General features: G+C 64.2%; 7 protein-coding genes. All 7 read left to right on the top strand.

The genetic code is table 11. The annotated features are described in order from the left end of the window. The first annotated feature begins 872 nt into the window (after positions 1 to 872). The 7 genes from IX761_RS04245 (at position 873) to pqqB (ending at position 7,998) form a co-directional block, all read left to right on the top strand. Entirely contained in the window at positions 873 to 1,235 is a 363-nt protein-coding gene (locus IX761_RS04245; protein WP_194788376.1) for a toxin, read from the top strand. Then, on the top strand, positions 1,213 to 1,527 hold the full coding sequence (locus IX761_RS04240; RefSeq protein WP_194788375.1) for a helix-turn-helix domain-containing protein: 315 nt from the start codon (positions 1,213 to 1,215) through the stop codon (positions 1,525 to 1,527). The genes IX761_RS04245 and IX761_RS04240 overlap by 23 nt, the downstream gene beginning before the upstream one ends. A gap of 162 nt (positions 1,528 to 1,689) precedes the next feature. Further along, positions 1,690 to 3,372, top strand: coding sequence for a flavin monoamine oxidase family protein (locus tag IX761_RS04235; RefSeq protein ID WP_194788374.1), 1,683 nt, complete (start codon positions 1,690 to 1,692; stop codon positions 3,370 to 3,372). Positions 3,373 to 3,388: 16 nt separating this feature from the next. Beyond that, the gene (locus IX761_RS04230; protein WP_194788373.1) at positions 3,389 to 4,171 is read left to right on the top strand and encodes a carbon-nitrogen hydrolase family protein; all 783 of its coding nucleotides are present in this window, start codon (positions 3,389 to 3,391) and stop codon (positions 4,169 to 4,171) included. A 282-nt stretch (positions 4,172 to 4,453) separates the two neighbouring features. Then, positions 4,454 to 6,772, top strand: a complete 2,319-nt coding sequence (gene pqqF / locus IX761_RS04225; protein ID WP_194788372.1) for a pyrroloquinoline quinone biosynthesis protein PqqF — start codon at positions 4,454 to 4,456, stop codon at positions 6,770 to 6,772. Positions 6,773 to 6,937: 165 nt separating this feature from the next. Next, positions 6,938 to 7,009, top strand: coding sequence for a pyrroloquinoline quinone precursor peptide PqqA (pqqA, locus tag IX761_RS04220; RefSeq protein WP_008365141.1), 72 nt, complete (start codon positions 6,938 to 6,940; stop codon positions 7,007 to 7,009). 77 nt (positions 7,010 to 7,086) lie between these two features. Further along, positions 7,087 to 7,998 carry a pyrroloquinoline quinone biosynthesis protein PqqB gene (gene pqqB, locus IX761_RS04215; protein WP_194788371.1) on the top strand — a complete coding sequence of 304 codons (912 nt, stop codon included), beginning with the start codon at positions 7,087 to 7,089 and terminating at the stop codon, positions 7,996 to 7,998. Positions 7,999 to 8,038 lie beyond the last annotated feature (40 nt).

Here is an 8,038-nt window from a genome sequence, read left to right as displayed (position 1 = left end):
CAGTTTCAGGGGTGGGTCGGGGACGATTTTTTTCATGGGTATAGCCTCCATAACCGGTCAGGAACCGACTGCCACGCAGCCTTCTCACGGGAATGGGTGGCAGCCATGCACGGGGTGAGAACCGGCAACTTGGAGGCTAAAATCCGGCCAGGCAAAGCCTGCCCGTGCACAGCTGCCATAACAGCATGCCTCCAAGTAATGATTGCTGGGTTCTCACGCCCAGTCACCGAATTAGCGGCGACCGGAAGAAGTTAGCCGTGAAGCTCTACCCCTGCTGCCAGACCTGAGCGACAAGGCTCGTAGGATAGTTCGCTATCTCGTGGCTGGTCTGTAGGAATGGGTGGATTGAGATCTTTCCCAGGTGTTCGCGTCAAGGCTGCCAGGTGCTCGCCGAAAGGCTTGCAGCGCTCTTCAGATCGAGCGCCGCNCGNGCGGCGCATCGCTGGCAAGCCAGCTCCCACATCTGTTTCGGGCCAGTTACTCCTGGTTCATTTTCACTGTCCGCCCTGTTTGTACGACGCCGTTTCTGCGTGAACGCTACCGCCGCCCCACATGACTCAAGACATGCACCAAGGCGGACACCGGTACTTTCACAGGCCTCATTGGCCCGAAACAAACTGTGGGAGCTGGCTTGCCAGCGATGCGCCGCGCGGGCGGCGCTCGATCTCAAGAGCAGCGCAAAGCTTTCGCCAAGCACTTGGTCGCCTTCATGCGGTAACCAGCTGGACCTTGTAAGAAATGGCCCTGGCAGCGACATATCCAGCAACTCACTTCCTCCCTTACCAGTCCTCCGCCACGTACGCTTTGATCAGCCCGCCCCATTGACGCCTGAGCGGTCAACTCACAAAATATACGCAGGTTACGTACAAAGCATGGACGCGCTATTTGTCGAACTACCCGCTTTCGAGCGCTATCGCCCTCAATACCTGGACGATGAAGACTTCAGGCTGCTGCAACGTTTGCTGTTGATGTGTCCTCATATAGGCGACGTCATCAAGGGCGCAGGCGGCTTGAGAAAAATGCGCTTCGCCGACGCGCAGCGGCACAAGGGCAAGCGCGGTGGAACACGGATCATCTACTACTGGTGGCCAGCCGGTCGGCAGTTCTGGCTCTTCACGCTGTATGGCAAGGAGGTACAGGACAACCTGACGCCACAGCAACGCCAGGCCCTCAAGCAGCTGCTCGAGCGCGAATACCTGAAGAGGACAACCAATGCCACGCAACATCTTCACTGAACTCACCGAAGGCTTCGACGCCCTCGCAAGCGAGCGCAGCGGCAAGCTCACCCTGCGTTCGCACAAGGTGGCGTTCGAACAACTGGCGCCCCTGATACCCAACGAGCTGATCGAACTACGCGAACGCCTGAACATGTCCCGCGCGGTGTTCGCCGCCTACCTGCGCACCAATGTGCGCACCCTGGAAAACTGGGAGCAGGGCCGCTCACAACCCAATGCCCAGGCAATCGCCCTGATTCGACTGGTGCAAAAATACCCGGAGACGGTCGAGCACCTAGCGTCACTGAACTGATTCGTCATATCGGTAAATAGACTGATCATAACGACGAACAATCACGCATAACGACGCCACTCTGCATCTTATTTACGAACACCACGCTTCATAAAATGGCCACCAGTCATTTCCTATACTCAGGCTCCGCCCGCTGCGCAGCCTCCCTGGCCAGGTCACCCCATGAACAAGAACAATCGCCACCCCGCCGACGGCAAGAAACCCATCACCATCTTTGGCCCGGACTTCCCCTTCGGTTTCGACGACTGGCTGGAGCACCCGGCCGGCCTGGGCAGCATCCCCGCAGAGCGCCAGGGTGAAGAGGTAGCGATCGTCGGCGCCGGCATCGCCGGGCTGGTGGCGGCCTATGAGCTGATGAAGCTGGGCCTCAAGCCGGTGGTGTACGAAGCCTCGAAACTCGGCGGGCGCCTGCGCTCGCAAGCCTTCAACGGCACCGACGGCATCGTCGCCGAGCTGGGCGGCATGCGTTTCCCGGTGTCCTCCACCGCCTTCTACCACTACGTCGACAAGCTGGGCCTGGAAACCAAGCCGTTTCCCAACCCGCTTACCCCGGCCTCGGGCAGCACGGTGATCGACCTCGAAGGCCAGACCTACTACGCCGAGAACAAGGCCGACCTGCCCGCGCTGTTCCACGAAGTGGCCGACGCCTGGGCCGATGCGCTGGAGAGCGGCGCGCAGTTCAGCGATATCCAGCAGGCCATTCGCGACCGCGACGTACCGCGCCTCAAAGACCTGTGGAACAAGCTGGTGCCGCTGTGGGACGACCGCACCTTCTACGACTTCGTCGCCACTTCGCGCTCGTTCGCCAAGCTGAGCTTCCAGCACCGCGAGGTGTTCGGCCAGGTGGGCTTCGGCACCGGCGGCTGGGACTCGGACTTCCCCAACTCGATGCTGGAAATCTTCCGCGTGGTGATGACCAATTGCGACGACCACCAGCACCTGGTGGTCGGTGGCGTCGAGCAGGTGCCCCAGGGCATCTGGCGCCATGTGCCAGAGCGTTGCGCCCACTGGCCGGCCGGCACCAGCCTGAGCTCGTTGCATGGCGGCGCGCCGCGCACCGGGGTCAAGCGCATTGCCCGTGCCTCCGATGGCCTGCTGGCCGTGACCGACAACTACGGTGACGTGCGCCACTACGCGGCGGTGCTCACCACCTGCCAGAGCTGGCTGCTGACCACCCAGATCGACTGCGAGGAGTCGCTGTTCTCGCAGAAGATGTGGATGGCCCTGGACCGCACCCGCTACATGCAGTCGTCGAAGACCTTCGTGATGGTCGACCGGCCATTCTGGAAGGACAAGGACCCGCAGACCGGCCGCGACCTGATGAGCATGACCCTCACCGACCGCCTCACCCGCGGCACCTACCTGTTCGACAACGGCGACGACAAGCCGGGGGTGATCTGCCTGTCCTACGCCTGGATGAGCGATGCCCTGAAAATGCTGCCGCACCCGACCGAAAAGCGCGTGCAGCTGGCGCTGGATGCGCTGAAGAAGATCTACCCGAAAACCGATATTGCCGGGCACATCATCGGCGACCCGATCACCATCTCGTGGGAGGCCGACCCGCACTTCCTCGGTGCCTTCAAGGGCGCGCTGCCGGGCCACTACCGCTACAACCAGCGCATGTACGCGCACTTCATGCAGCAGGACATGCCCGCCGAGCAGCGCGGCATCTTCATTGCCGGCGACGACGTGTCGTGGACCCCGGCTTGGGTGGAGGGTGCGGTGCAGACTTCGCTGAATGCGGTGTGGGGTATCATGAACCACTTCGGTGGCCAGACCCACCCGGACAACCCAGGCCCAGGCGATGTGTTCCACGAAATCGGCCCCATCGCCCTGGCCGACTGAGCGAAGGAGTAGCGTGATGCGCATCGCCTTGTACCAGGGCGCCCCCGGCCCCCTGGACGTGCCCGGCAACCTCGAACGCCTGCAGCACCAGGCCCAGCTGGCTGCCCAACAAGGCGCCCAGCTGCTGGTGTGCCCGGAGATGTTCCTGAGTGGCTACAACATCGGCCTGGCGCAGGTGGAACGCCTGGCCGAGGCCGCTGATGGCCCATCGGCGATGACCGTGGTGGAGATCGCCCAGGCGCACCGCATCGCCATCGCCTATGGCTACCCCGAGCGGGCCGACGACGGTGCGATCTACAACAGCGTGCAGCTTATCGATGCGCACGGGCGCAGCCTGTGCAACTACCGCAAGACCCACCTGTTCGGTGAGCTCGACCGCTCGATGTTCAGCCCCGGTGCCAACCACTTCCCGGTGGTCGAACTGGAGGGTTGGAAGCTCGGCCTGCTGATCTGCTACGACATCGAGTTCCCCGAGAACGCCCGGCGCCTGGCGCTGGCCGGCGCCGAGCTGATCCTGGTGCCCACAGCCAACATGGCGCCCTACGACTTCGTCTGCCAGGTGACCGTGCGCGCGCGGGCGCAGGAGAACCAGTGCTACCTGGTGTATGCCAACTACTGCGGCAGCGAGGACACGATCCAGTATTGCGGGCAGAGCAGCATCGTCGGGCCGGACGGCAGCCTGTTGGCCATGGCCGGGCACGAGGAATGCCAGTTGCTGGCGGACCTGGAACGTGAACGGGTGCTGAAGGGACGAGAGGCGTTCCCGTACCTGGTGGACTTGCGTCAGGATCTGCACTGAGCCGCCCCGGCTTGCCTCTGACTGTGAGATCAACTGCCTTGCACAGGTTTACTGTAGGAGCGGCCTAGTGCCGCGAAAGGGCTGCACAGCAGCTCCAGCCATTTGAGTAGCAAAATCGATCGCTGGGGCCGCTTTGCGGCCCTTTCGCGGCACAAGGCCGCTCCTACAGGGGGAGCGCATGTAGCCACCACGTGGGAGCGGCTTTAGCCGCGAAGCAGGCGACGCGGTGGATGGCCAATCAGCACAACAGACAACCCACCCCAGGCGCGCTAGCATGGCGTCATGTCCGACGCCATCCGCCACCTCACCCTCGCCAACGGCCTGCACCTGACCCTGCGCCACGCCCCCCGCCTCAAGCGCGCCGCCGCGGCGCTGCGGGTGCATGCCGGCAGCCATGACGCCCCGGCGCGCTGGCCGGGCCTGGCGCATTTTCTCGAACACCTGTTCTTCCTCGGCACCCACCGCTTCCCCTTGGAAGACGGCCTGATGCGCTATGTGCAGGGCCAGGGCGGGCAGGTCAACGCCAGCACCCGCGAGCGCACCACCGACTACTTCTTCGAAGTGCCGCCCGGCGCATTGGCCGGCGGCCTGGAGCGCCTGTGCCAGATGCTCGCCGAACCGGACCTGGGCCTGGAGCGCCAGCGCCGGGAGCGCGAAGTCATCCACGCCGAGTTCATCGCCTGGTCACGCAACCAGGAGGCCCAGCGCCAGTTCGCCTTGTTGCAGTCGGTGTCGCCGAACCACCCGCTCAGCGCTTTCCAGGCCGGCAACCGGTATAGCCTGCCGCTGGCGGACAGTGCCTTCCAACAAGCGCTCAAGCACTTCCACCAGCGCTTCTACCAGGGCGGGCAGATCACCCTGAGCCTGGCCGGGCCGCAGTCGCTGGACGAGCTGCAGCGACTGGGCCACCAGGCTGGCGCGCTGCTGGCAGCGGGCAAACGCGTGGCGCAAGCATCGCCCCCGGCGTTGCTCGACGGCCCATTGCGCCCACCCGCACCCAGCAAATCGCGCCATGACCTGTTGTTTGCCCATGAGCACCTGCCCGCCGCCGCCGAACAGGCGCTGGAGCTACTCCTGAGCCTGCTCACCGACAGCCGCCCGGGCGGTTGGCTGGGCGAACTGCGCCAGCGCGGCTGGCTGCAGGATTGCAAGGCACAGTTGCTGCACGCTCATGCCGGGCAACTGCTCTGGCATATTCAGCTGCAATTGTCTGCAAGCGCCCTGCCGTCACAGGTGCAGGGCCTGCTGCACGGCTGGTTGAACTTCATTCGCCAGCAACCTGCGCAGTTGCTGAACGACAGCTACAGCCAACTGCAACGGCGCCGCGAACAGGCCGCCGGGGCCCTCGAACTCGCCCGCCGCGACAGCAGTGGGCAAACCTTTCATGGGCTCGACGCACAGGGACTGACCGCGCTCGAACAACTGCTGGCAGCACTACCGCAACACCGTGCCGGCCACTGGCAGTTGCCGCCCGAGGAGCCACTGCTGCGCGCGACAGCAAAGCAACACGACGCCCCCCTGCCCGTGGCCCTGACCATCGACAACAGCCTGCCACCCAGCCGCCAGTTCGCCGCCCTGTACCTGCGTTGGCACATCACCTCGCCCTTGCGCCAGCGCTTCCAGGCGATCCTCGAACGCGCCCTGCAACCCTTGCTCGAGCGTGCCGAGCGGGTCGCCCTGCAACTGGCGTTCGACGCCTGCGGCGAGTACTGGCAATTGCGCGCGGCCGGGCAGAGCACTGCGGTGCTTGCCGCCATCGAAGAGGCGCTCGGGCTCATCCGGGCGCCCGCCGCCAACCACTGGAACGCACCACTCATCACGCCACCGGCGCTGATCCCATTGCGCGCATTGCTCAAGGCATTGCCGGATACGCTGCTGATCACGCCTGAGCAACCGCAACCGTCCTGCCTGCTCGACCAGCACTTGCTCGACGGCCTCTGGCAGCAGGCCCGCTGGCAGGGCCTGGCAATCGGCTTCGATGCAGGGCAGCACGGTGCGCTGGCCGCAGCCTTGCAGGCGATAATGGGGCAACCCGCCACACCCGCCCCAGCTGCGGGCAGTAGTGCGCGACACTGGCACCAGGTCGCCACTCAGGGCAGCGAACCCGCTGTATTGCTGTTCTGCCCGCTGCCCGAAGCGCTGCAAGCCTGCGGCCGGCTGCTCGCGCAACAGCTACAGGGGGCGGTGTACCAGCGCCTGCGGGTCGAATTGCAGTTGGGCTATGCGGTGTTCAGCACCTTTCGTCAGGTCGAGGGTATCGGCGGGCTGCTGTTCGGCGTGCAGTCGCCCCATGCCAGCCATGGCGAAATCCTTGGCCACCTGACGGACCTTTTGAAGCGGGGCGTGGCGCTCGATCCAGCGGCTCGCCAGCAGTTGGCCCATCAGTTCGCTGAACCGGCGATGAGCAACCAGGACGTCGCAGAATGGGCGTGGCAGGCACATATGGCGACACAAAATCCCGACCTGTCCTACATGAGCAGGTCTATCCTCAAGGTCGATCAACAGCAATTGGACGACCTGTTGCAGCAGTTGCTCGACGCTCGTCATGGCTGGCATTGCCTGGCCAACGGCCCCGCCCCTGACGCCCGATGGCGAGCGTAGAAAGGCGGATTGTTACCTCGAATGTAATGGCGCTTTTCGAAGAATTAACCTTTCGGTACAAATTTTTCTTGTAAGATAGCGCAATCTCGGTCAATGAAACCGTCTGCCTCAGCCGGTATCACGCCGTAACCCATCACCTCAACCCCATCCGGAAGGAGTCATTCTATGTGGACCAAACCTGCTTACACCGACCTGCGTATCGGCTTCGAAGTCACCATGTACTTCGCCAGCCGCTAAACAGCATTGCGGTTCGACGCCTCGGCCAGCCGGGGCGTTGTCGTTTTTTGCACACGGTTTTCGGCTAGAGAGTGCCCATGTACATCCAGATCCTCGGTTCCGCCGCCGGCGGCGGGTTCCCCCAGTGGAACTGCAACTGCGCCAACTGCAAGGGCTACCGCGACGGCACCCTGCGTGCCACGGCGCGCACCCAGTCGTCCATCGCCCTGTCCGACGACGGCGAGCACTGGATCCTGTGCAACGCCTCGCCGGACATCCGCGCCCAGTTGCAGGCCTTCGCCCCGATGCAGCCGGCCCGCGCCCTGCGCGACACCGGTATCGACGCCATCGTGCTGCTCGACAGCCAGATCGACCACACCACCGGCCTACTCAGCCTGCGTGAAGGCTGCCCGCACAAGGTGTGGTGCACCGAGATGGTCCACCAGGACCTGACCACCGGTTTCCCGCTGTTCAACATGCTCAGCCACTGGAACGGTGGCCTGCAATGGAATCGCATCGAGCTTGAAGGCAGCTTCGTCATCGAGGCCTGCCCGAACCTGCGCTTCACCCCCTTCCCCCTGCGCAGCGCCGCGCCGCCCTACTCGCCGCACCGCTTCGACCCGCACCCGGGCGACAACCTGGGGTTGCTGGTGGAAGACACCCGTACCGGCGGCAAGTTGTTCTACGCCCCGGGCCTGGGCCAGGTGGACGACAAGCTGCTGCAGATGATGCACGGCGCCGACTGCCTGCTGGTCGACGGCACCCTGTGGGAGGATGATGAAATGCAGCGCCGTGGCGTCGGCACCCGCACCGGCCGCGAGATGGGCCACCTGGCGCAGAATGGCCCAGGCGGCATGCTCGAGGTGCTGGATGGCTTCCCCCGCCAGCGCAAGGTGCTTATCCACATCAACAACACCAACCCGATCCTCGATGAAGACTCGGCGGAACGGGCCGAGGTGCAGCGCCGGGGTGTGGAAGTGGCCTTCGACGGCATGAGTATCCAATTGTGAAGGCACCGCACCAGCCCTGTGGGAGCGGGTTCATTCCAAG

The sequence above is a fragment of the Pseudomonas sp. UFMG81 genome (assembly GCF_015354575.1).
Taxonomy (GTDB): domain Bacteria; phylum Pseudomonadota; class Gammaproteobacteria; order Pseudomonadales; family Pseudomonadaceae; genus Aquipseudomonas.
This window is presented reverse-complemented; position numbering and strand designations above follow the sequence as displayed.